Genomic DNA, 25717 nt, shown 5'->3' with positions numbered 1-25717 from the left:
TCAAAGCCGCATCGCTGCTATCCCTTCAAAACCTCACCAGAGATGTTACATGAGGAGCGGGCAGTCCCGCCCAGTAGTTGATATGACCGAGCAAAAACCCGTGACCGAATCCACCGCCCAGAAAGTGCCCGCCCTGCCTGACGCTCAGACCGTCACCGAGGTGAAGCACTACACCGACCGTCTTTTTTCCTTCAAATGCACCCGCCCCGCCTCCCTGCGGTTCCGCTCTGGTGAGTTTGTGATGATTGGTCTGATGGGCGACCCGGACCCAAAGACCGGCAAGCAAAAGCCGCTCCTGCGCGCCTATTCCATTGCCTCGCCGAGCTGGGACGAAGAGATGGAGTTCTACTCCATCAAGGTGCAAGACGGCCCGCTGACCTCCAAACTGCAGCACATCCAACCAGGTGATGAAGTCATCCTGCGTCCCAAGCCTGTTGGCACGCTGGTGCATGACGCCCTGATCCCAGGCAAACGGATCTGGTTCTTTGCAACAGGCACCGGCTTTGCGCCATTTGCATCGCTGCTGCGTGAACCGCAAACCTATCAGGATTACGACGAAGTCATCATCACGCATACCTGCCGCGAAGCGGGTGAGCTGACCTATGGCCGCGACCTGATCGAAGCCCTCAAAGATGACGAGTTGCTCAATGAAGTGATCGGTGAAGACTTCTGGAAAAAAATCAAATACTACCCAACCACCACCCGCGAAGAGAGCGCCAAAATGGGCCGGATCACCGATCTGATCCGCTCCGGCGAGGCCTATGCCGATCTGGGTGTTGAACCGCTGAACCCGGAGCATGACCGCGCGATGATCTGCGGCAACCTAGCGTTCAACCTGGAACTTAAGGAAATGTTGGAAGACGCCGGTCTCGAAGAAGGCGCCAACTCCAAACCAGCGCAATACGTGGTTGAGAAGGCCTTCCTCGACTAAGGGCTTTGCCATCGGACACAAAAACGCCCCGACATTGGTCGGGGCGTTTTTCGTTTTAAGATCCGTTTCTTACAGACCAAGCGCCTGCTTTGCCGTATCCAACGCTTGCGTCAGCATCTCCGGGTTGTTCACTGCGCTCTCAATGGCCGTTTTAAGAGAGGCTTTCTGCAACGCTCCCAGAGAGGAACCGTCAATCACCTCAGAAACCTTGGCCATATCAAAGCCGTCAGCCGTAAAAACGCTCGCCAGATCCGCAACACCGGTCGCAGCTGCGTCGCCAGCCTGGGCCGCGACGTCGGTGGCAGCTTCCGTTGCCTCAGTCACTGCTTCGGTTGCCGCATCAGTCGCTTCGCTAGCAACGTCTGTTGCGGCAGTCGCTGCCTCTTCCGCCGCCGCAGTGGCGTCACTTACTGCGTCTGCTGCACCTTCAACTGCCTCGGTTACGGCTGTTTCAGCAGCGTCTGCCGCAGCTTCGGCCGCGTCCTGCACCGCTTCGACCTGCTCGGTCACAGCCTGCACAGCCTCATCTGCAGCCTCTTGAGCCGCGTCAGTTGCCGCCGCAACACCAGCCGCAGCCTCGTCAACCGCCTCTTCCGCTGCCTGCTGCACCTCTTCAACCGCTTCAACAACCGGTGAGGTCTCAACCACAGGCGCCTCGGTCACGGCATCGTCTTTGCCCTGCCCCAAAACAAAATAGGCCACCACAGCAACGGCCCCGGCAATCACAACAAAAATGAGATTCTTCATGGAATTCTCCAACTCTAACTCTCCCACCCGAACAGTTCGGGCCCTTCGCTCCCTCTATTTCCGCCGCACAACGCCCTCTCTCAAGGGGGAAACCTGCTGGATTTGCGTCATCGCCATGGATTCGGCGGTTGTATCGCCCGAAAAGGCCGAATAAATTAGGCGCCCAAAGGCATTCACCATTGAAGGAAGAAAACCATAGCCCGCAGACCTCATAACGCACCGCCTCAGCGTGACACTGGACCTCGAGTCAACGGACGCATCCGCGCTCCTGAAATCCGCTTGATTGGCGCAGACGGCGAAAACGTCGGTGTCGTGCACCCGGCCAAAGCCATGGCCATGGCTGACGAAGCTGGTTTGGATCTCGTGGAGATTTCTCCCAACGCAAACCCGCCGGTTTGCAAGATCATGGACTTCGGTAAGTTCAAATATGAACAGCAGAAGCGTGAATCCGAAGCCCGGAAAAAGCAGAAGACCATCGAGGTCAAAGAGGTCAAGTTCCGTCCCAACACGGATACGCATGACTATGGCGTGAAAATGCGCAACGTTTTCAAGTTCTTGGAAAACGGCGACAAAGTCAAAGTCACCCTGCGCTTTCGTGGCCGTGAAATGGCCCACCAGAACCTCGGTCGCGAGTTGCTGGAACGCGTCGCTGAAGACGTGAAAGAGATCGGCAAAGTTGAAAACATGCCGAAGATGGAAGGCCGCCAAATGATCATGATGATCGGCCCGCTGTCCAAGTAATCTCAAGACATGACGATTTTGTGAGTAACCCCGCGCTTTGCGCGGGGTTTCTTTTTGCGAAGCCACCCCTTTAAAGTGAACCAATTCTTCATAACTCGCGCCAATTGTATCGCGCACAACGCATTAAATCTCACCAAAACAGGAAATTTTATGAAACTCGCACCTACCATTTTCGCAGCAAGCCTGGCTCTTGCAGGCACAGCACAAGCCGCCACTTTTGAAAGCGGCGATTGGGGCGCAGCCAAAGTAGGCCATGCCTGCCACGTCTTTTCCACCCGCGCCGCGCGCCACACCTCTGGTGCCCTGGTTCTGACGTTCTACCAAAACGGCTACAACGCGAGTGTTGGCTACGCCTATCATCCATGGCCTGGCGAAACCGGAGCACCATGGGGCGAAGAAGACTACCCGGCGATTGCTTTTGATGAGGAAACGAGCTGGCTGGGTGACGAAATGTTCACCGGTGACGATATCGGCGGCTATGGCATGTATATGACGGGTGGCATGCTACCGGACCTGATCAGCAGCGTCAGAAACGCCAAACAATCCGTCGACATCATGTTGGACCGGAGCGCCCAAAACGAAGAGGTGCTGTTGGGGCGGTTCTCACCTGAAGGCTTTGTGCTTGCGCTTCAGAAAGCAGGCGAATGGTGTGCTTTTGACCCGAATAATCTGCCTTCTTCCTGATCACACAGCTGAAAACGCAAAAGCCCCGACCAAACAGCCGGGGCTTTTTTCTTTTAGGTGGGAAGGCTTAGCCCGCCGCAGCCACCGCTCGGCGCGTCAGAACCCCCACCAGATGTGCGCGATAGGCTGCAGTGCCATGCAGATCGGAGATCATGCCATCCGCACCTGGTGCCATATCGACAATCGCATCCGCCGAGAAGTTACCCGACAAAGCCGCCTCGGCTTCCGACCAGCGGAACACGCCGTCCTCAGACGCACCAGTGACGGCAACCCGCACACCATCCGCGTATTTGGCGACAAACACACCAACCAGTGCAAAGCGTGAAGCAGGCTGCTCAAACTTCTGATAGTTTGACGCCTCAGGTACCGGGAACCGGACTTCGGTGATGATCTCCCCTTCATCCAGGGCCGTTGTGAACATGCCCTGGAAATATTCGTCCGCTGCGATCTCACGTGCGTTGGTGACGATGGTTGCTCCTGAAGCCAAAGCGCCTGCCGGATAGCACGCTGCCGGATCATTGTTGGCCAAGGAGCCGCCAATGGTACCACGTGCACGTACCGCAGGGTCACCGATGCCGGCAGCAAGACCAGCAAGTCCTCCATAGGCACCCGCACCTGCGGCAACATCCGCATGCGCTGTGGCGCCGCCGATGCACAATGCCCCGTCATCGCCAGTGCAGATGCCTTGCATCTCCGCAATGCCTTTCAGGCTCACCAGCTTAGACGGACTCGCCAATCGTTGCTTCATCGTAGGGAGCAACGTCTGCCCCCCACCCAGCGCTTGAGCATCCTCGGCGCCCAGCGAAGACACAGCGTCCGCGATTGTGGAGGGTTTTTCGAAGTCGAAATTATACATTATATTTCCTCCGCTTATCCGTTCATTGCCTGCCAGACGCGCGATGGCGACACAGGCATATCGATATGATGAATGTCATGCCCACCAGAACGCAACGCGTCAACAACCGCGTTCACGACCGCTGGAGGCGAACCAATGGCACCGGCCTCACCGCAGCCCTTCACCCCAAGCGGGTTGTGAGTACAGGGTGTTTGGCTGGAATGGTCTACGCCGTAGAAAGGCACATCGCTGGCACGTGGCATCGCGTAATCCATGTAGGACGCGCTCAACAACTGGCCGTTCTCGTCATACGCCGCGTTTTCAAGCAACGCTTGGCCAATGCCTTGCCCAATACCGCCGTGCACCTGACCGTCGACAATCATCGGGTTAACAATGTTGCCAAAGTCATCCGCTGCATTAAATGCCTCGATGGTGACCTTGCCAGTGTCAGGGTCCACTTCCACCTCGCAGGCATAAGCACCGGAAGGATAGGTGAAGTTTGCAGGATCATAAAACGCGGTTTCCTCCAAACCCGGTTCAATATCTTCAAGGGGATAGTTGTGCGGCACATAGGCAGCCAGCGTTACATCCCCCCAAGCCACTGACTTGTCAGTCCCCGCAACCGAGAAGGCACCGTCTCTGAGCTCAATGTCAGCTTCAGCCGCCTCCATCAGGTGCGCGGCAATCTTCTTGGCTTTGGCAATGATCTTCTCAGTTGCCCGAACCATGGCAGAGCCGCCTACCGCCAGCGAACGCGAACCATAAGTGCCCATGCCCATCGGGGTATTGGCCGTATCCCCGTGCACAATCTCGACCATGCTTTCGTCAATGCCAATCATCTCGGCAATCACTTGCGGGAAAGAGGTCTCGTGGCCTTGGCCATGGCTGTGTGACCCTGTCATAACAACCAGACCACCTGTCGCGTTTACACGAACGGTCGCGCTTTCATACAAGCCAGCGCGCGCTCCAAGCTGCCCTACGAGGTTTGACGGCGCAATACCGCAAGCCTCAATGTAGCAGTTCACCCCAAAGCCACGCAGCTTGCCGCGAGCTTCGCTTTCCTTGCGGCGCGCTTCAAAGCCAGACAGATCCGCCATCTTCTCCAACGCATCCATGGTGCCGTGGTAGTCGCCGGTGTCATATTCGACCGCCACAGGGGTGGCATAGGGGAACTCGGTGATGAAGTTCTGACGACGTAGAGCAATTGGGTCCACACCCAGCTCGCGCGCCGCTTTGTCCACCACGCGTTCAAGTTGGAATGTCGCCTCCGGACGGCCAGCGCCACGGTATGCGTCCACAGGCACTGTGTTGGTGAAGACCGCTTTGACGTTCACATAGATCAATGGCGTCTTGTAGTTGCCCGCCATCAGAGTCCCGTGCAGCCAAGTTGGAACGGACGGTGCAAATGTCGACAAATATGCGCCCATGTTTGCGTACGTATCAGTACGCAACGCTGTGAAGTTGTTGTCCGCGTCCAGCGCCAACTCGATCTTGGTCACATGGTCACGACCATGTGCATCGGAAATGAACGCTTCCGACCTTGTAGATGTCCATTTGACCGCGCGGTTCAGCGCCTTGGCTGCAAACGTACAGAACGCTTCTTCTGCATAGTGGAAGATTTTGGTCCCAAAACCACCGCCAACATCCGGCGCAACAACGCGCAGCTTATGTTCCGGAATGCCCAGAACAAACGCGCCCATCAGTAGGCGGATCACGTGCGGGTTCTGGCTGGTGGTATAAAGTGTGCTGTCACCCGTTGCGCGGTTATAGTCGCCAATCGCAACACGTGGTTCCATCGGGTTGGCCACCAGGCGGTTGTTGCGCAACTCGAGCGTTGTCACATGTGCCGCCGCCTCAAACGCGGCATCGACGGCAGGCTTGTTCTCCTCAACAAACCCCCAGTCGTAGCAGAGGTTGCTGGTCAGATCGTCGTGCACCTTTGTGGCGCCCTCGGCCAGTGCAGCCTTCATATCCACTACGGCGGGCAGTTCCTCGAGGTCCACCTCGATGGCCTCCGCCGCATCGCGGGCCTGCTCCAGAGTTTCGGCAACCACGGCCGCGATCTGATCGCCAACGTAGCGCACTTTGCCTTGCGCCAGAACCGGGTGTGCCGGCTCCTGCATCGGCTCTCCATGACGGTCCGTCACTTGCCAACCACAAGGGATGCCACCAACGCCTTCGAAATCCGCGCCGGTGAAAATCTTGATAACACCAGGCATAGCCGAGGCGGCATCCAAGTTGATGCCATTGATTTTCGCATGGGCAATGTCAGAGCGCAGGAAATGCACGTAAGCCTGACCATTGACTTGAATATCGTCAGTATAATTGCCGGTTCCACTTAGAAACCGGACGTCTTCGCGCCGCTTTGGGCTGGCGCCGATGCCACTATCCTTAGGCATGTCTTTCCTCCCTAAAACCGGAGCGGGCAAAAGCCTCGCGCGTCCGGCTCAAAATCAAAACCAGTTAGGGCCGCGCCTCCTCAAACGCGGTCAAAACGGCTTACTCTGCTGCAATGCTGCTCACATCCTGACCGCTGGCAGCCATGATCGCCTTGACGATATTGTGGTAGCCTGTGCAGCGGCAGATGTTGCCCTCCAGATGGTGGCGTACTTCTGCTTCGGTGGGCTTCGGATTGTTTTTTAAAAGATCCGCCGCAGACATGATCATGCCGGGGGTACAGAATCCACACTGCAAACCGTGATGATCCTGAAACGCTTGTTGCAGCGCGTTCAAAGTGCCATCCGGTGCCGCCTGCCCCTCGATAGTATCAACCGATGCGCCATCAGCTTCCATCGCCAGCATTGTGCAGGCTTTTACGGCAACACCATCGACATGCACCACACAAGCACCACATTGGCTTGTGTCACACCCAACGTGCGTCCCGGTTAATCCTAGGGTTTCTCGAAGAAATTGACTGAGCAAAGTGCGTCCTTCGGCATCGCCGGACATTTCCTTGCCATTCACGGTCATGGTGACCTGTGACATTGGCTCCTCCCAAATTGGCTATTGTCATTAAGCAAGAGTAAAGCAGCAGCATTGCAACTTGAGAAGACGCTTTTTCTGACAATTCCAAGAGGGGGCGTAGACATTGGTCGTAGCTGCACACGCAGCACAAAACGTCAGCCTTTCTTAGATGCCCTTTTCACGGGGCATCGGGCGGATCGGAATTTCTTTCAATAAGCCACCAACGCCCATGGCGGCGATATCAGAGTGGGACACCTCTAGACCGCAGATCACGCGCTCCAGAACCCAATCTGCACCGTTGAGAGCAGGCGACCGAGCACAGCCCGGCAATCCGATCACAGGTTTCTCGCCAATCCTCCCTAGAAACAGCAGGTTACCGGGGTCAACAGGCATACCAAAGCGTTCTACAATCCCGCCAGCGCCCCGCAAAGCCTCTGGGGCCACATCCATCACATCCGAAGTCGCCGACGCCGTCAGCACAAAAATAACATCTCCGGGCGCAGCGGCGATAGCTTGCGCCAGAGGCGCTTCCTGGTGCGGGACCAGGACCCGCTCGCTAAGGTGCATCCCCATGCGTTCAACACGGCCCGCCATGGCGCGGCGGCCTTTGTCGGAAGGCGTGTCCCCGATGGTTGTCTCTATCAACGTCGCCGATGAAAAGGCGGGCCGCAGCAGCGAGGCGGCGCCTTTTGCAACAGCCGTTGCCGCTTCAAGCGCAGCCTTCGGCACGGCATAGGAAATGATCTTGATCGTGGCTATCATGCCGTCTGCATCGACGCGATGATAGTCGGGCACCGTGGCCACAGTGATCATCGGATCTATCGCATTGATCTTATGCACGATCTCGGCATTGATCCGCATCACCCCGCAATGCTCTGCATAGAGGTTCACTCGCCCAGCCCCGGCGCCGGTGGCGCGAATTCCTTCGACGCCAGCTAGAATCGCCTGCGCCAGTTTTGAGGCTGCGGTGTCCTCATCGACATCGCCGTGCTCTAGGCGGGCCACCGTAACTTCCTGAAACCCTGCGTCTTTGAGAGCGGCCAAGTGGTCCGACCCAAGTACGGTGCCCTTAGGAATACGTTTCCCAGCCGCCAGAGAGTGCGCCAAGACGGCGCCCAGCGCATCCGCAACAGGTACCGCGCCAAACTTCATGCGCCTTTCCTCAACACCGATAGCATCTCGCTGAGAATGGAAACGCCAATTTCCGCCGGGCTCGCCGCGCCAATATCAAGACCAATTGGGCCGTGTATGCGCGCAATGTCTTCTTTGGAAAAGCCAGCCTCTGACAAACGCTCCCCCCGTTTGGCATGCGTGCGTGTGCTGCCTAAGGCCCCGACGTAAAACGCGTCTGATTTCAACGCAATGTGCAGTGCGGGGTCGTCGAGTTTGGGATCATGGGTCAGCAAAACCAAAGCTGTTCGGGCATCCAGCCCAATCTTCTGCATCGCTTCATCTGGCCATTCATCTAAAATGGTTTCCCCCGGAAACCGCGCCTCGGAGCCGAAAGCCGCTCTGGGATCCACGATGATGGGATCAAACCCAGCAATCCGTGCCATCGGGACCAAAGCCTGCGCAATGTGAACGGCTCCTACGACCACCAAGCGCAGCGGTGGGTTATGAATGGCCACAAACCGTCCGTCTTCTTCCAGACCGGATCGATCCATACGGAACCTGTCTGCAAACCCTTCCTCAGTCAAAGAACCGCCACCAGTTTCCGCATTCGCTACATAGGCCACAGCTTGTCTCGCTTCTCGGGCGGCAACCAGGTCGGCAAGCACTTCTTCCGAAATCACCGATCCGACAGGCTCAACGAGGACTTTGATTGTCCCGCCGCACGCCAAGCCAACGGCAAAAGCGTCGCCATCGCTTACGCCAAATTCGATTAGAGTTCCTTTACCGCCATCGATTGCGTCCATAGCTTCCACCATAACCGCCCCCTCGACGCAGCCGCCCGAAACCGAGCCTTCGATCTGTCCATCACCAGAAACCACCATTTGCGCACCGACACGGCGCGGCGCGGATCCCCAAGTCTGCACAACGGTTGCCAAAGCGGCCCCACGTCCAGCGCGATGCCACTCCAACGCCAATTCGGGCGCGCCTTTTAGAATCTGGCTCATCTCATTCTCCCTCAGCGCAAAAACATGAGTGTGGGCAGGCCAAACAACAAGAGAGAATGTTCCAGAAATACCATTTTCGCCACCCACATCTCATTGAAGTCCCTGAAGAAGTCTCGCTTTCTCGCCGATGTCGTCTGGGCGAGAGAGCGCTTCCGCCAGCGCTTCTATCGAGGCAATCGAATGCCCCGCGCGGAAACTGTCGACATGCGGCAGCATCGCACGAATACCCTGCGCCTTGGCAGCAAAGCCCTCCCAGCGGAGAAGCGGGTTCAACCAGATCAAACGACGCGCAGACAGGTGCAGACGTTGCATCTCTTTAGCCAAATCTTCGGGCGCCCCGCGATCCAGACCGTCGGTAATCAACAAGACAACAGCCCCTTGCCCCATGACCCGACGCGACCAATCCCGGTTAAAAGCGTGCAAGCACTCACCGATCCGCGTTCCGCCCTCCCAGTCCTGCGCTTCGGCTCCGGCTGAGGCCAAGGCCGCGTCCACGTCACGCGTGGCGAGGTGGCGAGTGATGTTGGTAAGGCGCGTACCAAACGTGAAGCCATGCACACGTGCCCAGCCCGCGCCTTTTTGGTTGGCAACCGCATGCAGAAAATGCAGCACCATACGGCTATATTGGCTCATGGAACCGGAAATGTCACAAATCACCACCAGATTTGGCCACCGGATACGCTGGCTTTTGCGGGCCAATCCAGACAGATCTCCACCTTGGCGCATGGACTGCCGCATCGTGTTCCGCCAATCGATTTTGGCCCCTCGAGGATCAGATTTGGTGCGCCGGGAGGCAATGGGTTTCACTGGCAACGCCAGGCGAGACAGCATGCGCTTGGCCTGCGCAGTTTCCTCTGTGCTCATCTGTTCAAAGTCCAGGGTGCGCAGTTTCTCTTCAGCCGACATGGTCAAAGACGCATCTATTTCAATTTCAGTGCCTGCCTCTTCCTGGTCCATACCCTCAGGAAGGTCCTGATTGGCCCCATCCAACAGCGCCTCTGCTGCGCGTTTTTCACCGGCTTGCCCCGCGCGCTCCTCCTGTACGCCACGCACAGCAGGCAGCATCATCGACATCATATGTTCCAGATAGCGTGGATCACGCCAATAGAGCCGGAAAACCTGTGAAAAAACAGTGCGGTGCTCCGGTCGCGAGACAAAACAAGCGTGTAAGGTCCAAAAAAAGTCCTGCTTGCTGGTGAACCCGGACGCCTCAACCGCCCGGATAGCCTCGATCACCTGTCCCGGGCCTATGCACAGCCCGGCTTTGCGCAAAGCCCGCGCAAACCAGGTGATGTTTTGCGTCAGTTTCGGGTCATCTGGGACGTCAAGCGGCAGGTACTCAGCCATCGTGCGAAACGGGGGGCCAGCCCCCCATGCCCACCGGGATATTTGAGGCCATATGAAGCATCAGGCCGGTTCCAAAGAGGCGCGGGCCTCGTCAAGCAAGCGTTTGGCTTCTGAGCCTTGCAGCTTTGCAATGTCGTCTTGATACTTGAGCACCGCCCCCAGCGTGTCGGCGATCACCTCCGGACTGAGCGTCAAAACATCCAAGGCCAACAAACACTTGGCCCAATCAATGGTTTCCGCCACACCGGGTTTTTTAAAAAGATCCTCAGTGCGCAAGCGCTGTACAAACGCCACCACTTCGCGGCTGAGGCTTGCGGCGGCCTCAGGCGCACGGGCCTGCAAAATGGCCATCTCGCGATCAAAATCTGGGTAATCGACCCAATGGTACAGGCACCGCCGTTTAAGGGCGTCGTGCACTTCACGGGTCCGGTTCGAGGTGACAATCACAATTGGGGGTTGCGGCGCTTTGATGGTGCCGATTTCTGGGATGGTCACCTGAAAATCGCTGAGCGCCTCAAGTAGGAATGCTTCAAATGGCTCATCGGTGCGGTCCAGCTCGTCGATCAACAGCACCGGCGCACCTGCCGGATCTGGCCGCATGGCTTTCAGAAGCGGGCGCTCAACCAAGTAGTCTGGCCCAAAGAGCTCTTCCTGAAGTGCGCCCCGATCTGCCCCACCACTCGCCTCTGCGGTCCGAATAGCAACCATCTGGGCTGCAAAATTCCACTCATAGACAGCGCTGGAGGCATCCAGACCTTCGTAACATTGCAAACGGATCAGGCTGCGTCCCAAAGCGGCTGACAAAGCCTTGGCAATCTCGGTTTTGCCAACCCCGGCTTCCCCTTCCAGAAAGATCGGACGCCCGAGCCGCAGCGCCAGAAAAACAACGGTCGCCAAAGGTCGGCCACACACATAGCCTTCTGCCGCCAAAAGCCTTTGGATGTCGTCGATGCTTTGAATGTCTTGCATAGGTGGACCTTTGGCTGAGTTTGCTCCGCTCACGCTGCATCGCGGACTTACCCGCGTCAAGCACCGCCCCCCACGACAAAAGTTGTAGAAAATTGCAATGCGCTCCCAATTTTCGCCGCAAATGGGATATAGGGTTTCTCCAAAGGCCGTAAAACAAGGCCAACTCATCAGGCCAAAACGGCCAGGGGCGTAAGGAAAAACATCGATATGCAGGACACCGCCAACGGCTTTGACACGCCGATGCTTGGATTGTCACGGGATGAATGGCTGACGCAATTGGAACAAGTTGCAGAGGCCAACGGGCATTTTCAACCTCTTGGGAAACGCCATTGGGCGACCTTGGTCGAAGACAAGCCCGTGTTGCTGGTCACCTTTGAAACCATCGATAGCATTCAAAAACGCGGCGACACTGGGCATCCACTGGGATGGGAGTTGGTGCGCGAGTTGGGCTGGTCTCATCTCTGCATATTGAGTGACGGCGACACCTGGTTCCGCGATCCGGAAGTGATTGCCTATTTTGACCGCCTTTCGGATGACGGCTTCTTTGATGAGTTTGACGAGGTGGTGTTTTACGGCGCGGGCTCTTGTGGCTATGCGGCAGCGGCGTTTTCGATTGTCGCGTCAGATGCGCAGGTGGTTGCAATTCGCCCGCAAGCCACGCTGTCCCCTCGCCTTGCGGGATGGGACAAGCGTTTCCCCAAGTCTCGCAAAATTGCCTTTGACGGGCAATATGGTTTTGCGCCGGAAATGGCCGCTGCAGCGGATCAGTGTTTTGTGATTTATGATCCAAAACAGAGTTTTGATGCGATCCATGCAGCCCTTTTTGCCCGGGAAAACACAGTGTTGCTGCCTACACCAAACCTGGGCGCGACGTTGGAAGAGGATCTGCTGGAAATGCAAATTCTCTATCGCGTGTTAGTGAAAGCCGGAGCAGGCACCTTGAGCCGGGCGGCGTTTTACAAACTATATCGCGCAAGACGCGCACATGTGCCGTATCTGGATCGGTTGTTGCGCCGGGTATCACAAAAGAACCGGCCGTTTGTGACTGCGCTTTTGTGTGCCAACGTTGCGCGGCGCTTAAAAGAGCCGCGATACCTACGCCACTTGAACGCGCTGGTGCAGGACGCCGATCAAGGGCGATTGGCCAGTTAAAACCGGCGCAAAACCGCTAAGTTTTGCGCACAAAGACTAGCCACTGGTCGCGGCTTTGTGTAAGCCGCGCCTATGACCCAAAATCTGACCATTGCCCGCCCCGATGACTGGCATCTGCATCTGCGCGATGGCGCGATGCTGGAAGCCGTCCTGCCAGAAACCGCACGCCATTTTGCCCGTGCGATCATTATGCCCAATCTGGTGCCGCCGGTTGTCACCGGTGCGCAGGCCGCAGCCTACAAAGACCGCATTATGGCCGCTTTGCCAGATGGCATGAGCTTTGAGCCGCTGATGACGCTGTACCTGACCGAGGACAGCGACCCAGAAGATATTGCGGCGGCCCATGCGACCGGTCTGATCAAAGCGGTCAAACTCTACCCCGCAGGCGCGACCACAAACTCCGCCAGCGGCGTGTCAGATTTCAAAAACGTGCGCGCGTCGCTGGAAAAAATGGCCGAAATTGGCCTGCCGCTTTGTGTGCATGGGGAAGTCACCCATCATGACGTCGATATTTTCGACCGTGAAGCGGTGTTCATCGACAAGGTGCTTGATCCAATCCGCAAAGCGACACCGGGTCTGCGCGTGATTATGGAGCATATCACAACCAAAGACGGTGTTGCGTATGTGCAGGATCATGCGACCGATCTGGGCGCAACAATCACCACGCACCACCTGATCATCAACCGCAACCACATCCTCGTGGGCGGGATCAAACCGCACTACTACTGCCTGCCTGTGGCCAAACGCGAAGAGCACCGCTTGGCGCTGCGTGCGGCGGCTACTTCCGGTGATGCGCGGTTCTTCCTCGGAACCGACAGCGCACCGCATTTGGATGGCGACAAAGAGAGTGCTTGCGGCTGTGCCGGGTGCTTCACCGCGACCAACACCATGGCGCTTTTGGCGCATGTGTTCGAAGAAGACGGTGCGCTCGACAAGCTGGAAAGCTTCGCGAGCCGAAATGGTCCTAACTTCTATGGCCTGCCGGTGAATGACGAGACTATTACGCTTGTAAAGAACGACCAAGCCACTGTCTTCCCAGACAAAATCGAGAGCGCCAATGGGCCGGTCACCGTGTTTGACCCAGGCTATGACGTGTTCTGGACCGTTGCTGACTAAGAACTTCCGCTGCCAAAGGATACCCAAATGATCCCAACCGCCTTTCCGCCAAAAGAAGAAATCGCCCGCCTGACAGCCCGTATGTTGCTGGAAATTGGTGCGGTGAATTTCAACACTGATGAGCCGTATACGCTGGCGTCTGGCCTGCCGAGCCCCAGCTACATTGACTGTCGCAAGCTGATTTCCTTCCCACGCATCCGCGCGACCCTAATGGACTTCATGACCGTAACTGTGATGCGGGAAGCCGGTTTTGAGGCCTTTGACAACATCGCCGGTGGTGAGACTGCGGGCATCCCGTTTGCTGCATTGGTGGCGGAGCGTATGGCGCTGCCGATGACCTATGTGCGCAAGAAGCCAAAGGGTTATGGCAAAAATGCCCGTATCGAAGGGGCGATGAGCGAAGGCGAGCGCGTGCTGCTGGTGGAAGACCTGACCACCGATGGCGGCTCCAAACTGTCCTTTGTTGATGCGATCCGTGAGACCGGCGCGACCTGTGGCAACACCGCCGTGATTTTCTACTACGACATCTTCCCGGAAACCGAGAAGACGCTGGGGGATCATGGCGTTGCGCTGCACTATCTCTGCACCTGGTGGGACGTGCTGGCCGAGGCCAAAGCGCAGGGTGCCTTTTCGGAAGAGACCCTGAATGAAGTGGAGAGCTTCCTGAAAGACCCACGCGCATGGCAGGAAGCCCGCAAAGGCGCTTAAGCCCTTCGGCGGAAAACCGAGCATGGTCGGGGCTTGACCGCCCCGCAAACCACAAGATGTTGACGCATCCACGCCCGTCCTGACAATATCGGGGCGGGCGAAGTTATCCACAGGCGATCCACAAAAACATACAAGTTGCCCAGTTTGAGACCGCTGGTTTAAAACCAGCCGGGTGGGGCAATTGGGGACAGACATGAACGAAATCGCGAGCATCAATTCGGGCGAAACCGCAGCGGCGGAAATTGAGGCCCTGCCGCACTCCATCGAGGCTGAGCAACAGCTTCTGGGGGCGATTCTGACCAACAATGACATTTTCGATCGCGTCGCCTCTGTGATCAACTCGTCCCACTTCTACGAGCCCGTGCATTCGCGCATTTACGAGATTGCAGCAGCCCGGATTGCCAAGAACAATCTGGCGTCACCGGTCACGCTCAAAGCCTTCCTTGAAGACGACCCCGGCCTGATCGAGTTGGGCGGCCCTGCCTACCTCGTCCGTCTAGCAGGTTCGGCAATTTCTTCCTTTGCTGCAGCGGATTACGCGCAGATGATCTACGATATGGCGATGCGCCGTGAGTTGATTGATCTGGGCAACAACATCGCGTCCAAGGCTAAGAAAGCGGACATCAAGCTGGAGCCAAAAGAGCAAATCGTGGAGGCCGAACAGGCGCTCTACAAGCTGTCAGAGCAAGGTTCTGCCGAGCGGGGGTATGTGTCCTTCCTGAAGGCGGTGACCGAGGCGGTGAATACGGCCAACGCGGCCTACCAGCGAGACGGTGGTCTGGCCGGGATTTCCACCGGTTTGATTGACCTTGATAAGAAGCTTGGCGGCCTGCACCCATCGGACCTTTTGATCCTCGCCGGACGTCCCTCTATGGGGAAAACCTCGCTGGCGACCAACCTCGCGTTTAACGTCGCAAAGGCTTATAAAAAAGGCATAAAACCGGACGGCAGCGAGGGCGCTGTGGAAGGTGGCGTGGTGGCATTCTGTAGCCTCGAAATGTCGGCGGAACAGCTTGCGGCGCGTATCTTGTCGGAGGCGGCGGAGATCCCGTCAGAGCAGATCCGTAAAGGGGATATGACCGAGGAAGAGTTCCGCCGGTTTGTGCAAGCGGCAAAGGACCTTGAGGCTTGCCCACTCTATATCGACGACACCCCTGCCCTACCAATTGCGCAGCTCGCGGCGCGGGCGCGACGCCTGAAACGGACCCATGGTCTGGACCTGCTGATCATCGACTATTTGCAGCTGTGTCGCGGTACAGCCGACAACCGTGTGCAGGAAATTGGTGAGATTTCCATGGGTATGAAAGCCATTGCCAAGGAGCTCAACATTCCGGTGATTGGCCTGTCCCAGCTGTCGCGTACAGTGGAAAGCCGCGACGATAAACGCCCACAACTCAGTGACTTGCGGGAATCTGGTTCGATTGAGCAGGATGCCGACGTGGTGATGTTTGTGTTCCGTGAAGAGTACTATGTGGAGCGGGAAAAGCCGTCCGATGACCGGCTGGACGAAATGGCCGCGTGGCAAGAGCGCATGGAGCGGTTGCACGGTAAAGCCGAGGTGATCCTGGGCAAGCAGCGTCACGGTCCAATTGGGACGGTGGAGCTGTCTTTTGAAGGCCAATACACCCGCTTTGGCAACCTTGTGCAGCCTTGGCAGCAAGACGGCGGCGGAGACGAGTTCTAAGCCCCCTATCCCTACCCCTCGAATCGCCGCGTTAACCTGCGGTTTTGGCGGTGATTTGCACGTCGGTATTTTGTCGGTATCGCGACTGTTTTGCGGAGGTGCGTATTTCCGACGCGCCGCAAGCAGCAATTGTTAAGCCACAGTTCGCAGCAACGGGGAAAAACGCACCGCCTTTGGCCTTGACCTCGCGGGGTCAGACGTCAACAAACACCGTCATGGCTACTGCAACTTTGACAATCGACCTCGACGCCCTGATCAGCAACTGGCGGGCGCTGGATGCACAGACGGAAGTGACCACCGCCGCGGTGGTGAAAGCCGACGGATACGGACTTGGCGCGGACCGCGTGGCGCGCGCACTAATGCGCGCCGGTGTGACCCGCTTTTTTGTCGCTGCCGCCGAGGAAGGCGCCAGCCTGCGCCAAGCGGTGGGACCGGATCCTGAGATCAACATCTTTGGCGGCCACATGCGCGGCGACACCGATATGATCAGCGACATGCATCTCACCCCGATGTTGAACTCGGTGGATCAGATTGTGCGCCACGTCGAAGCATTGCCGGCGCATCCCTTTGGCATTCAGCTGGACACCGGCATGAACCGGCTTGGCCTTGAGGCGCCGGAATGGGAAGCGGTGAAAGAGTTGGTGTTGCAGCGCGGACCAACCTTGATCATGTCGCATCTGGCCTGCGCCGATGAGCCGGAGCATCCGATGAACCCGCAACAACTGGCGGCGTTCAAAGAGATGACGGACGGGTTGGACATTCCGCGCTCGCTGGCCGCAACCGGTGGTATCCTTCTGGGCGATGACTATCACTTTGACCTGACCCGCCCTGGTGTGGGGCTTTATGGCGGCATGCCGTTTGTGGACGCCACCCCGGTGGCCAGCCTGCGCATTCCGGTGATTCAGGTGCGCGACGTGGCTGAAGGGGAAAGCGTGGGCTATGGCAATGCTTGGATTGCAGAGCGCGACAGCAAAATCGCGACCATTGCAGCGGGCTATGCCGATGGTCTCCTGCGGGCGATGAGCGGCAAGGTAGCCACCTTTGCTGGCGAGGACCGCTGCCCGCTGATTGGCCGGATTTCCATGGACCTGATTGGCATCGACGTAACCGACCTGTCCGAGGTGCCACGTGAGGTGGAGCTGCTTGGGCAACATCAGTCGGTGGACACGCTGGCCGATGCCGCCGGCACCATTGGCTATGAAATCCTGACCTCCATGGGCCAACGCTATCAGCGCCGGTACAAATCTTCATGAAGCTGATTGTGGCTCCCCTCAATGCGATTGGGCGCAGCACGCTTGGTATGCTGACCTCCTTTGGGGAGGTGGTGCTGTTTGTCTGGGGCGCGCTGAGCCATATTTTCCGCCCGCCGTTTTACGGCCGCGAGTTTTTGAGCGCGCTGTTTAACATTGGCTGGCTGAGCCTGCCGGTGGTGGGCATGACCGCGATTTTTACCGGCGGCGCGTTGGCCTTGCAAATCTATGACGGCAGTTCGCGGTTTTCCGTGGAAAGCGTGGTGCCGCAGATTGTGGCGATTGGCATGGTGCGCGAACTGGGTCCCGTTCTGGTCGGCCTAATGGTGGCCGCCCGTGTGACCAGCTCGATTGCCGCCGAGATTGCCACCATGAAGGTGACCGAGCAGATTGACGCCCTGGTGACCCTCTCGACTCATCCGATGAAGTACCTGGTCGCCCCACGCGTGATGGCTGCCATTCTGGTGGTGCCTGCGCTGGTGGGCATTGGTGATATCATCGGCATCTATGGCGGGTTTCTGGTGGCGACGGAAACGCTGGGGTTCAATCCCGCGACTTATATCCGCAATACCGCCGACTTCCTGCAGATCAATGACGTGGTCTCCAGCCTTGTGAAAGGCTCCGTGTTTGGCGGGATTGCCGCCGTGATGGGCTGTTATGCCGGGATGCACTCAGGCCGTGGCGCCCAGGGCGTTGGCCGGGCCACCAAAAGCTCCGTACAGGCCGCCGCGGTGATGATCCTTGCAGCCAACTTCCTGCTCACCAGCCTGTTCTTTGCCTCATGATCCAGTTTGACAATGTGCATAAACGCTTTGGCCCCAAACGGGTGCTGCAAGGGGTGAATCTCGAAATTGCCAAGGGCAGTTCGATGGTGATTATTGGCGGGTCCGGCACCGGGAAATCGGTGATGTTGAAGTCGGTGCTCGGGCTAATCACGCCGGACAGCGGCACCATCACCGTGGATGGGCAGAACGCCACCCAAGGAGATCGCGATGCGTTTCTGGCGCGGTTTGGCATGTTGTTTCAGGGCGGCGCGCTGTTTGACAGTATGACCGTTTGGCAAAACGTGGCATTCCGCCTGCTGCGGGGCAGTCTGAAACGGCCCAAGGAAGAAGCGCGCGAGATCGCCATTGAGAAGCTACGCCGGGTGGGTTTGACGCCTGATGTGGCGGATCTTTATCCGTCTGAACTGTCTGGCGGGATGCAGAAACGTGTGGGGCTGGCCCGCGCCATTGCGGCAGAACCTGAGATCATCTTTTTTGACGAGCCCACCACCGGCCTTGATCCCATTATGTCCGGAGTGATCAATGACTTGATCCGTGAGATTGTGGTGGAGATGGGCGCCACGGCGATGACCATCACCCATGACATGAGCTCGGTGCGCGCGATTGCCGACAACGTGGCGATGCTGCATGGCGGCGTGATCCAATGGACCGGTCCGGTGAGCCAGATGGACGCCAGCGGCGATCCCTATCTGACACAGTTTATTTCCGGCTCAGCAGAAGGTCCGATTGAGGCGGTCCGGTGAACGCGTTGATCGGCATCACGTTTTTGGCGATGCCTTTTGTGGCTGCGCTGATGAGTGCGTGGATTGGAGGCCGGGTCTATTTCTCGGATAAACATCCCGTTGTTGGATTGAGCCTCATGGTACTTCCGCCGCTAACGTTCCTCTGGGTGTTTGGTGTTTTTTTTGTAGACGCCCAAGTTTCGCTCGAAGCAAAGTTAGGTTGGTGGGGCGATCTCTTTGACCCCTTGTTTTGGTGTGGTCTGGCCACAGGCTGTTTCGGTGTTGGCGGCGGGCTGCTCTACCTGAGTGTTGTTTCGGACAAAAAACTCAGAAGCCTGTGTGCCGCGCTGCTGGCCCCGGGATGGTTCTTTTGGTTTTTGTGGGCCTTTGTGTTTGATCACTCACATGGCATTTAACGCCTCTATGGCCTAAAAGGCATTGAGGGTGTCTTCAAACAGACCTTTACCTTTTCCTAACCTTTTGTTCGCACAATGTTCGCTGTGTTTTGGTAAAAGGTAATTCGGGTATGTCAGAGAACGAGCCGCAGCCGCCGGTGACTCCAGTTGTGGGCACAACCGGCGACGACAGCATCACCACGGGCGACGGCGTTGACAGTGTCAACGGCCATGCCGGCAGCGACACGCTGACCTCCGGAGATGGCAATGATCTTGTTGCGGGCGACATGGTTGGGCGCGAGTGGGTCTTTGTTGATGGGCGTTGGGTGTATGACCCGGATGCCATTGTCAGCAACGGCGACGCCGAAAACCGCGCCTATGATGATGTGATCAGCACAGGTGCCGGGGATGACGTGGTGTTGGGCAACGGCGGCAATGACAGCCTGATGTCCGGGGCTGGTGCAGACACCGTGAACGCTGGCACCGGGCGCGACACGGTGGACGGCGGTGCGGGCAATGATGTGCTCAACCTGGAAACCGGCAGTGACCTGGCCCAGGGCGGGCTTGGCGCGGACACGGTGAATGCCGGGGGGGGCGACGATCTGGTCTATGGCGACCTGCAAGACGGCAATCTGCTTATGGGCGGCGCAGGGGGAGCTGCGACACTGGGGCAGCTGGCCGAGAGTGGTTGGAACCGGGACGCGGAAGGCGTGCTTTCCCAATCGGTCGCCACGCAGATGGGCGAGACATATACCATCAGCTTTGAATTGGCCGCCAATCTGGCGGGCGGCGCCACCAGTGGCAGCGTTGAAGTGCTCTGGAATGGCGAGGTGATTGGCACCGTGTCCACCACCTCCGGCGTGTTTGAAACCCATACATTTGAAGTGAGCGGCAGCGGCGACGCGGGCGGTTTGACCCTGCGTGAGGTGCCGCCGGAAAACAGCGGACCGGACATCAATATGGACGGGCCGATTTTCAGCTACCTCAAAGAGGTCAGCCTTGGTGGAGATAGTGTTGAGGTGGCAGCCTTTGCGCCCGGGCAATCCAAACTGTTCCAGATGATCGACGGGCAGCTAAACGTATTTGATCCGGAAAGCGAGCAATATGAACTCGCAGGAGACCCGACCGGATTGCGGATCAATGCCATTGGGTTCAACACCGAGGACGATCTGATCTATGGCATCGCCAAGGCCAATGGCGTAGACGCATTGGGCAACCCGGTGAGCATCCGCGACCTGGTGATGGTGGATGCCGAGGGCCATGCTTACCGGGTGGGTGAAACCCCGGTGGCGGATTACGTTGGCGATTTTGATGATGCAGGCAATCTCTGGACCTTCCAGAGCAGCCTGAACCGCGTCACGATGATCGACGTGAACGATCTGGACGCCAATGGCAATCCGGTGGCAACAAGTTTTGACCTGCCAAATGGCCTGTTTGGCGGGCGCGCCTATGACGTGGCCTTTAATGCCAAGGACGGTGCCTTTTACGCGGTGGAATCCCCGGGGCGCAATGGCGAGCCCGGCGCCGTGCATCGCATCGACCTGTCAGATGTACCCAACGGCGGCGCGCCGCACATCACGACTGTCGAAATCACCGCCACGCTCTATGAGGACGGGATGACCGCCGGCATGCCCAAAGGGGCCTATGGCGCAGTGTTTCTGGATGGGGACGGCAACCTCTATTTTGGCCTCAACCGCGGTGACCATGATCTGGACGGCAGCACCGGCGCCTCAGGCGCGATCTACCGTGTAGAGGTCGATTGGGCGGATCAGGCAGCCTATGCAGAGTTCATGGCCGAAGCCCAAAGCACCGGCAGCAATGACGGCGCGGTGGATCCGCGTGCGCCCGATCCCTTTGCGCCGGTCGATCCAGACGGCACCGTGCTGATCCGTGACCCCGCTGTCACTGGCTCAGAGGGTGGCAACGACAAACTGCGCGGCGGCGACGGGGACGACACGCTGCATGGCGGTGGCGGCAATGACACTGTGCAAGGCGGCAAAGACGACGACCTGATGTATGGCGACAGCGGCAACGACAAGTTGTTTGGTGGCACCGGGGATGACACGGCCTCAGGCGGCAGCGGTGACGACAAGGTCATTCTTGGTGCCGGCGATGACGAGGGACACGGCGATGCCGGACGGGACTTCCTGCACGGGCGCTCTGGCTATGACGCGCTGGATGGCGGAGCAGGAGACGACAAGCTGGTCGGCGGTGACGGGGGCGACACGCTGCACGGTGGCGAGGGCAATGACCACCTGTGGGGTGGCAACTGGTGGAAAGACGGCGATGCCGACACTTTTGTCACCCAGGCCGGGGGCGGGCGCGACATGATCCATGATTTCGAAGTGGACCACGATGTGATCGATCTGAGCAGCTATGGCCTGCAATACTCTGACCTTGTGGCCCATATTCAGGACCAAGGCTGGGCCACGGTCATCGACCTAAGCGCCCTGACAGGTGGGGAAAGCGGCGATCGGCTGATCCTGAAATCGGTTGATCCGGGCGATCTGGACGAAAGCAACTTCCTGCTGTGAGGTGACCATGTCTGACCCGACCCTAGGGGCCACCGCACCCGGCCAAGGCCCGTCCGGCTCGGGGGCCTCGCTGCGCCAAATCAACTGCCTGATCGTTCCCCTGCTTGTGCTCAGCGCCATCTCGAACCTCGCCATTTTGGTTAGTCCGATCTTCATGATGCAGGTGCTGGATCGCGTTCTTCCTACTGGTAACCTGCACACGCTCACGCTGCTTTTGGGCGTGGCGGCGCTGGCGCTTTTGCTGCAAGCCATCGTCGACGGATTGCGCGACCTGAGCCTCGGGCGAACGGCGTGCTGGTGCGAACGGCTTTGCGCACCGATGGTGCTTGCCCAGCCAGTTGGCCAGCAACAGGACTCTTTGTCCTTGGTGGGCCACCTCAAATCCACGTTGGACGGCCCCGCAGCGCGCGCCGCGCTTAGCCTGCCCTGGCTGCCGGTGTTCACATTGGTGCTCTGGGCTATCCATCCCTGGTTTGCAGGTTTGGCGGCGGCGCTCATTGCCGTAGCTGCGGCGCTGCGCCTGACCTGCCACGCTGCGGCCGCCGCCCCTTCCGCCGCACTTTTTTCAGCACGCGCACAGGAAACCCGCAGCATGCAAGACGCGCAGCAGGTCACCAGCCAACCGGCCTTGGGCGGTCTCAGCCACAATCTTCTCTCGCGCTTTGTCTCCGCTCTTGGCCTGCGCAGCAACATTGAGGATCAACTATCCCCGCTGCGCGCAATCAGCGCCAACCTTGAGGCCTACCTGCGCAGCTTGACCCAACTTGTCGGGCTCAGCCTTGGGGCCGCATTGGTGGTTCAGGGCGATCTCAGCGCGGGCGGCATGATTGCCGCCAGCCTGATCCTCACCAAAACTGTGAGCAGCTTTGAAGCGGTTTTTGCCAGCGTTGACACGCTGCGCCAGGCTGCGCGCGCATTGGCAAAGCTAAGTTCTTTGCCTGCGTCCACCACACAAAGCGGCACCGGTATTGCCAATTTGAACGGCGCGCTCCGCTGTGACGGGCTCATTTTTCCAAGAGGCGGCGGTGCACCACCCCGCCTCGACCGGATCAGCTTTGCCCTGCCGCCCGGCAGTTGCCTTGCTATTGTAGGCGCCTCCGGCAGCGGCAAATCCACCTTGCTTGAAGCTCTGGCCGGTGTCACGCCCTGCCCCATTGGCACGGTCTGGCTGGAGGAAACAGAAGTCTCCACATTGCCTTTGCAGAGCCAAACCGCCCACATCGGGTATTTGCCGCAGCAGGCGCAGCTGTTTCACGGCACTCTCGCAGAAAACATCGCCGGATTTTCAGAACCTTTCGACGATGCCGCTGTGATTGCCGCAGCGCAAACCGCCGGGGTGCATGGATTGATCTCCGCCCTACCGCAGTCTTATGACACCGACATCGGCGCCACGCCTTACGTGCTGTCTGCAGGGCAAAAACAGCGGGTGGCTTTGGCCCGCGCCATTTTCCATCAACCAAGCTATTTGTTTCTGGACGAACCCAACGCGCTGTTGGATGCGGCCGGCGAGCGTCAGCTCTGCGCGGTATTGGCGCGGCTGAAAAAGCAAAACACAACCATTGTGATGGTGATCCACCGCTCCGGCCTGATGGGGCTGGCCGATCAGGTTTTGGCGCTGGAAAACGGCCGGATGGCGGATTTTGGTCCGCGCAGCGATGTGCTGGGGCGCATGAGCGGAGGCCGGCGCAGGCTGGAGGTCCCACTGCTGGAAGCGAGTTTGCAAGACGTGACCGATTGGGTTGGTGCGCAGTTTTCACGCGGCAACGATGCAGCCTTGTCTCAGCGCGCTGAAATGGTTGCCAGTGAGCTCTTTAACCTGGCCTTATCAGATGGCCCAAGGGACAGCCCCAGAGACGCAGTGTTCCAGTTTCGCTTTCTCAATGATCGCAGCTGCGAAATTACCTTGACCGAAAGCCGCGTCACCAAAGCCGACCGGAAGTTGCAGAAAATTGCCCGCCTATTGCGTCAACCGGATGCCAAAATGTCAGACCTGCCCCGCGACGAGGCCGCAATGGCCGTGCTCAGCCAGATGAGTGAGGGCTTTGACGTGCAAAATGTTGACGGACACGCGGTGTATCGCGCCGCCGTTTCCACAACCGCAAAACCGATCAACGGGATGACAGCACATTGACCATTGCGACAGACATCCGCAGGCCTCTACCTGAGCAAGCGCTCCCACCCCAGGTCACACGTCCCTTGTGGATTGGGTTTTGGGCCATTTTGGTAAGCTTGGTTGCCTTCTGTGGCTGGGCGGTTCTGGCACCTTTGGCCACGTCGATCCCTGCAGCCGGTCATTTGAGCGCGCAACAGCCCAGTCTGGACATCCAGCATCGTTTTGGCGGCAAAATTGCCGACGTGCGCGTGAAGCTGCACGCCCCCGTGGAAAAGGGACAGCTGTTGATCCGGTTGGATGTGTCGAACGCGCAGGCAGAGTTACATGAATTGCAGGCAGCCTTGGCCCCAATGCAGGAAGAACGCCGCGCACTTGCGGATGCGCTGGCTGGTACGTTGACGGCGGAGGACACCGAAGGCTTAAGCCCGCAGACCCGACTGGCCCTGCACCGCATGAAGGCAAAACAGGATGTATTGGTCCTGGGTGCAGAGATGACCCAAAAGCTTGAAACTTCGCTGCGCGCCCAAACGGAGCAGCATCGCGCCAGTATCAAACATCTGCAAAACCGCGAGAACTCGATGCAAGACCGGCTGGAGCGCTACGCCAAATTGGCCGCCCAAGGCACTTTAAGATCGGCTGACGCCGAGGCCTTGCACGAGAGCATACTGGAGGTGCAGGCCAGCCTGGCGCGTGAGCACGCGGAACTGGCGTCTCTGGAAAGTCAGGCCACACAGGCCAGGCTGCAAGTGACGCGGGACAAACTGGAGTTCCGCCAGGAGATTCTGGATCGACAAGCTCAGCTGGAGGAGGCCATTCCGCGATTGCGCCTGCAAGCCTTGCGCCTGTCCGCGCAGATTACGCAGGCGGAGATCCGGGCGCCAGATGACGGGGTGGTAACGGCCCTGCCTTATGACACCGCGGCGATGGTGGTCGCCCAGGGGGACACCGTGGTGACGTTGGCGCGGCCGTCGGAAGCATTGGACGTGGCGTTCATCGCCAGCCCACAAGCGATTGATCAATTGCGGGTGGGCATGAACGGGTATTTGACAGTGACCGGCCTGCCTCAGCGCAACCACCCGAGAGTGCGCATTACGCTAACATCCCTCTCTCCAGAGGCGCGACGCGACCAAGAGGGGCGCGTGATCGGCTATGACGGCGTGGCTGCCATGCACCCCGAGGACGAAACAAACCTTCGAGCCGAGATGGGCACACATCTGAACCTGGCCAGCGACATGCCGGTGCATTTGGTGTTCACCGGGCGGCAGGTGACCTTTGCGGATTATCTGGTGGGGCCATTTTTGCGTTTTCTGAGCCAAGCCATGCAGGATTAAGAGCGGCGCCCACAGTGGATGCTCCGGTTTCGCGACTTCGGGGAGCCTATGCATTGAAGTCAGCGCCGATTTGGCGGGAAGCTGACGAAAAAATTCCCCGAGTTGCACCACTTGCACCTGTAAAGCGTTGCGCTTAGCTCTATCGCCATGACCCATGCTTTGCGACTGACCAACCTGTCTTTGCTGATCCTGTTTCCCATTGCATGGTTTGCGCCGCTGATGCGCGCGGGGGTGTTGCCGTTGTTTGGATTGAGCGAAATCTCGATTGTGTCCGGGCTGCAATCGCTTTGGGACACTGATGTGGCTTTGGCACTTTTGGTGACCTTTCTGGCGATTTTTGCGCCCTATATGAAAGTCATCGGGTTGGCCTTGATCCAATTTGGGCTGATGCGGCGCAAGGTTTTGCCGGTACTGGAATGGCTTGGCAAACTGGCGATGGCGGATGTCTTCCTGATCGCGCTTTACATCGTACTGGTCAAAGGCGCGGGCCATGTAACCGTGGAAACCGGCTGGGGACTTTATCTCTTTACAGCCTGTGTTTTGGCCTCCTTGGCGATTAGTCATTTGACCCGCAAGCGGTAGTGGTCCAAAA

At 58.3% G+C, this 25717-nt stretch carries 23 protein-coding genes; 15 read left to right on the top strand and 8 right to left on the bottom strand.

Features of this window, described 5'->3' with window-relative positions; genetic code table 11:
* The first annotated feature begins 82 nt into the window (after positions 1-82).
* Positions 83-931: a ferredoxin--NADP reductase gene (locus SIB92_RS21245; protein ID WP_412553877.1), complete on the top strand. Its 849-nt coding sequence runs from the start codon at positions 83-85 to the stop codon at positions 929-931.
* Between the two features lie 69 nt (positions 932-1000).
* Here SIB92_RS21245 and SIB92_RS21240 read toward each other — a convergent pair whose 3' ends face one another.
* Positions 1001-1678 (bottom strand): translation initiation factor 3, encoded by a 678-nt coding sequence (locus SIB92_RS21240; RefSeq protein WP_412553876.1) that lies wholly within the window; start codon positions 1676-1678, stop codon positions 1001-1003.
* A gap of 195 nt (positions 1679-1873) precedes the next feature.
* On the opposite strand from SIB92_RS21240, the gene infC reads away from it, so the two are divergent.
* Positions 1874-2419, top strand: a complete 546-nt coding sequence (gene infC, locus SIB92_RS21235; protein WP_366011073.1) for a translation initiation factor IF-3 — start codon at positions 1874-1876, stop codon at positions 2417-2419.
* A 150-nt stretch (positions 2420-2569) separates the two neighbouring features.
* Positions 2570-3103, top strand: a complete 534-nt coding sequence (locus SIB92_RS21230) for a hypothetical protein (RefSeq protein WP_412553875.1) — start codon at positions 2570-2572, stop codon at positions 3101-3103.
* A gap of 67 nt (positions 3104-3170) precedes the next feature.
* On the opposite strand, the gene SIB92_RS21225 is transcribed toward SIB92_RS21230, so the two are convergent.
* The 7 genes from SIB92_RS21225 to SIB92_RS21195 all read right to left on the bottom strand — a co-directional run bounded on the left by SIB92_RS21225 (position 3171) and on the right by SIB92_RS21195 (position 11335).
* The gene (locus SIB92_RS21225) at positions 3171-3959 is read right to left on the bottom strand and encodes an FAD binding domain-containing protein (RefSeq protein WP_412553874.1); all 789 of its coding nucleotides are present in this window, start codon (positions 3957-3959) and stop codon (positions 3171-3173) included.
* Between the two features lie 14 nt (positions 3960-3973).
* Positions 3974-6337 carry a xanthine dehydrogenase family protein molybdopterin-binding subunit gene (locus SIB92_RS21220; protein WP_412553873.1) on the bottom strand — a complete coding sequence of 788 codons (2364 nt, stop codon included), beginning with the start codon at positions 6335-6337 and terminating at the stop codon, positions 3974-3976.
* Between the two features lie 100 nt (positions 6338-6437).
* A complete protein-coding gene (locus SIB92_RS21215) occupies positions 6438-6923 on the bottom strand; it encodes a (2Fe-2S)-binding protein (RefSeq protein ID WP_295175122.1) in 486 nt (161 codons plus the stop codon).
* A gap of 144 nt (positions 6924-7067) precedes the next feature.
* Positions 7068-8054 (bottom strand): molybdopterin-binding protein, encoded by a 987-nt coding sequence (locus SIB92_RS21210; RefSeq protein ID WP_412553872.1) that lies wholly within the window; start codon positions 8052-8054, stop codon positions 7068-7070.
* A complete protein-coding gene (locus SIB92_RS21205) occupies positions 8051-9019 on the bottom strand; it encodes an XdhC family protein (RefSeq protein WP_412553871.1) in 969 nt (322 codons plus the stop codon). Before SIB92_RS21205 ends, SIB92_RS21210 begins: the two co-directional genes overlap by 4 nt.
* A 90-nt stretch (positions 9020-9109) precedes the next feature.
* A complete protein-coding gene (locus SIB92_RS21200) occupies positions 9110-10366 on the bottom strand; it encodes a vWA domain-containing protein (RefSeq protein WP_412553870.1) in 1257 nt (418 codons plus the stop codon).
* Between the two features lie 60 nt (positions 10367-10426).
* Entirely contained in the window at positions 10427-11335 is a 909-nt protein-coding gene (locus tag SIB92_RS21195; RefSeq protein ID WP_412553869.1) for an AAA family ATPase, read from the bottom strand.
* 207 nt (positions 11336-11542) lie between these two features.
* Between SIB92_RS21195 and SIB92_RS21190 the strand changes: the two genes are divergently transcribed.
* From SIB92_RS21190 to SIB92_RS21135, 12 genes are all read left to right on the top strand, one after another.
* Complete coding sequence (locus tag SIB92_RS21190) at positions 11543-12487, top strand: phosphoadenosine phosphosulfate reductase (protein ID WP_412553868.1); 945 nt, start codon at positions 11543-11545, stop codon at positions 12485-12487.
* Positions 12488-12559: 72 nt separating this feature from the next.
* A complete protein-coding gene (pyrC, locus tag SIB92_RS21185; RefSeq protein WP_412553867.1) occupies positions 12560-13603 on the top strand; it encodes a dihydroorotase in 1044 nt (347 codons plus the stop codon).
* Positions 13604-13630: 27 nt separating this feature from the next.
* Positions 13631-14311, top strand: coding sequence for an orotate phosphoribosyltransferase (locus SIB92_RS21180; protein WP_412553866.1), 681 nt, complete (start codon positions 13631-13633; stop codon positions 14309-14311).
* Between the two features lie 193 nt (positions 14312-14504).
* Entirely contained in the window at positions 14505-15995 is a 1491-nt protein-coding gene (locus tag SIB92_RS21175) for a replicative DNA helicase (protein ID WP_412553865.1), read from the top strand.
* 215 nt (positions 15996-16210) lie between these two features.
* Positions 16211-17248 carry an alanine racemase gene (gene alr / locus SIB92_RS21170; protein WP_412553864.1) on the top strand — a complete coding sequence of 346 codons (1038 nt, stop codon included), beginning with the start codon at positions 16211-16213 and terminating at the stop codon, positions 17246-17248.
* Entirely contained in the window at positions 17245-18030 is a 786-nt protein-coding gene (locus SIB92_RS21165; protein ID WP_412553863.1) for an MlaE family ABC transporter permease, read from the top strand. The genes alr and SIB92_RS21165 overlap by 4 nt, the downstream gene beginning before the upstream one ends.
* Positions 18027-18773: an ABC transporter ATP-binding protein gene (locus SIB92_RS21160; RefSeq protein ID WP_294117464.1), complete on the top strand. Its 747-nt coding sequence runs from the start codon at positions 18027-18029 to the stop codon at positions 18771-18773. The genes SIB92_RS21165 and SIB92_RS21160 overlap by 4 nt, the downstream gene beginning before the upstream one ends.
* On the top strand, positions 18770-19168 hold the full coding sequence (locus tag SIB92_RS21155) for a hypothetical protein (protein WP_412553862.1): 399 nt from the start codon (positions 18770-18772) through the stop codon (positions 19166-19168). The genes SIB92_RS21160 and SIB92_RS21155 overlap by 4 nt, the downstream gene beginning before the upstream one ends.
* Positions 19169-19278: 110 nt before the next feature.
* Positions 19279-21681: a calcium-binding protein gene (locus SIB92_RS21150; RefSeq protein WP_412553861.1), complete on the top strand. Its 2403-nt coding sequence runs from the start codon at positions 19279-19281 to the stop codon at positions 21679-21681.
* A gap of 7 nt (positions 21682-21688) precedes the next feature.
* Positions 21689-23812, top strand: coding sequence for an ATP-binding cassette domain-containing protein (locus tag SIB92_RS21145; protein ID WP_412553860.1), 2124 nt, complete (start codon positions 21689-21691; stop codon positions 23810-23812).
* 89 nt (positions 23813-23901) lie between these two features.
* Positions 23902-25125: an HlyD family efflux transporter periplasmic adaptor subunit gene (locus SIB92_RS21140; RefSeq protein ID WP_412553859.1), complete on the top strand. Its 1224-nt coding sequence runs from the start codon at positions 23902-23904 to the stop codon at positions 25123-25125.
* 147 nt (positions 25126-25272) lie between these two features.
* On the top strand, positions 25273-25707 hold the full coding sequence (locus SIB92_RS21135) for a paraquat-inducible protein A (protein ID WP_412553858.1): 435 nt from the start codon (positions 25273-25275) through the stop codon (positions 25705-25707).
* Positions 25708-25717: the final 10 nt, after the last annotated feature.

Origin of the sequence: Shimia sp. MIT1388, assembly GCF_047124445.1 — a bacterium.
Classification (GTDB): domain Bacteria; phylum Pseudomonadota; class Alphaproteobacteria; order Rhodobacterales; family Rhodobacteraceae; genus Shimia.
The sequence above is the reverse complement of the archived record's forward strand: the minus strand, read 5'-3'. Positions and strand labels throughout refer to the sequence as shown.

Coding starts and splice junctions, on each gene's coding strand:
- SIB92_RS21205 (WP_412553871.1), bottom strand. CDS start 9,019: ATGAGCCAGATTCTAAAAGGCGCGCCCGAATTGGCGTTGGAGTGGCAT.
- pyrC (WP_412553867.1), top strand. CDS start 12,560: ATGACCCAAAATCTGACCATTGCCCGCCCCGATGACTGGCATCTGCAT.
- SIB92_RS21175 (WP_412553865.1), top strand. CDS start 14,505: ATGAACGAAATCGCGAGCATCAATTCGGGCGAAACCGCAGCGGCGGAA.
- SIB92_RS21220 (WP_412553873.1), bottom strand. CDS start 6,337: ATGCCTAAGGATAGTGGCATCGGCGCCAGCCCAAAGCGGCGCGAAGAC.
- SIB92_RS21230 (WP_412553875.1), top strand. CDS start 2,570: ATGAAACTCGCACCTACCATTTTCGCAGCAAGCCTGGCTCTTGCAGGC.
- SIB92_RS21150 (WP_412553861.1), top strand. CDS start 19,279: ATGTCAGAGAACGAGCCGCAGCCGCCGGTGACTCCAGTTGTGGGCACA.
- SIB92_RS21210 (WP_412553872.1), bottom strand. CDS start 8,054: ATGAAGTTTGGCGCGGTACCTGTTGCGGATGCGCTGGGCGCCGTCTTG.
- SIB92_RS21200 (WP_412553870.1), bottom strand. CDS start 10,366: ATGGCTGAGTACCTGCCGCTTGACGTCCCAGATGACCCGAAACTGACG.
- SIB92_RS21245 (WP_412553877.1), top strand. CDS start 83: ATGACCGAGCAAAAACCCGTGACCGAATCCACCGCCCAGAAAGTGCCC.
- SIB92_RS21195 (WP_412553869.1), bottom strand. CDS start 11,335: ATGCAAGACATTCAAAGCATCGACGACATCCAAAGGCTTTTGGCGGCA.
- SIB92_RS21215 (WP_295175122.1), bottom strand. CDS start 6,923: ATGTCACAGGTCACCATGACCGTGAATGGCAAGGAAATGTCCGGCGAT.
- SIB92_RS21240 (WP_412553876.1), bottom strand. CDS start 1,678: ATGAAGAATCTCATTTTTGTTGTGATTGCCGGGGCCGTTGCTGTGGTG.
- SIB92_RS21145 (WP_412553860.1), top strand. CDS start 21,689: ATGTCTGACCCGACCCTAGGGGCCACCGCACCCGGCCAAGGCCCGTCC.
- SIB92_RS21160 (WP_294117464.1), top strand. CDS start 18,027: ATGATCCAGTTTGACAATGTGCATAAACGCTTTGGCCCCAAACGGGTG.
- SIB92_RS21225 (WP_412553874.1), bottom strand. CDS start 3,959: ATGTATAATTTCGACTTCGAAAAACCCTCCACAATCGCGGACGCTGTG.
- SIB92_RS21165 (WP_412553863.1), top strand. CDS start 17,245: ATGAAGCTGATTGTGGCTCCCCTCAATGCGATTGGGCGCAGCACGCTT.
- SIB92_RS21180 (WP_412553866.1), top strand. CDS start 13,631: ATGATCCCAACCGCCTTTCCGCCAAAAGAAGAAATCGCCCGCCTGACA.
- SIB92_RS21190 (WP_412553868.1), top strand. CDS start 11,543: ATGCAGGACACCGCCAACGGCTTTGACACGCCGATGCTTGGATTGTCA.
- alr (WP_412553864.1), top strand. CDS start 16,211: ATGGCTACTGCAACTTTGACAATCGACCTCGACGCCCTGATCAGCAAC.
- SIB92_RS21135 (WP_412553858.1), top strand. CDS start 25,273: ATGACCCATGCTTTGCGACTGACCAACCTGTCTTTGCTGATCCTGTTT.